This window comes from Pseudomonas sp. 30_B (genome assembly GCF_017491605.1).
In the GTDB taxonomy this organism is placed as follows: Bacteria; Pseudomonadota; Gammaproteobacteria; order Pseudomonadales; family Pseudomonadaceae; genus Pseudomonas.
The window spans coordinates 1-464 of the sequence record NZ_JAFGYY010000292.1 but is presented as its reverse complement, the minus strand read 5'-3'; the positions used below and the strand labels follow the sequence as shown (position 1 = coordinate 464).

The window sequence follows — 464 nt, the reverse complement described above, 5'->3', positions numbered from 1 at the left end:
GACTTCGACAAGGCCGTCCTGAAGCCGGCCGGCAAGCAGAAGCTTGACGAACTGGCCGCGAAGATCCAGGGCATGAACGTCGAAGTGGTCGTGGCCACGGGCTACACGGACCGCATCGGTTCGGACAAGTACAACGACCGTCTGTCGCTGCGCCGCGCGCAAGCCGTCAAGTCGTACCTCGTCAGCAAGGGTGTCCCGGCGAACAAGGTCTACACGGAAGGCAAGGGCAAGCGCAACCCGGTCACGGGCAACACCTGCAAGCAGAAGAACCGCAAGCAGCTCATCGCCTGCCTCGCACCGGACCGCCGCGTGGAAGTCGAAGTGGTCGGCACGCAGGAAGTGCAGAAGACGACCGTTCCGGCGCAGTAAGCCGCGAATCGATCGCATCTGCTTCAAAAGCCCCGCTCCGGCGGGGCTTTTTCATTGATGCGGCCCGCCTCACCCGCGGCCGCGTTCCTGGCGAC

General features: G+C 64.2%; 1 protein-coding gene. It reads left to right on the top strand.

Annotation, left to right across the window (positions count from 1 at the left end):
- Positions 1-369, top strand: a 369-nt coding sequence (locus J5M67_RS28340; protein WP_207888662.1) for an OmpA family protein, incomplete at its 5' end; no start/stop codon positions are given.
- Between the last annotated feature and the right edge of the window lie 95 nt (positions 370-464).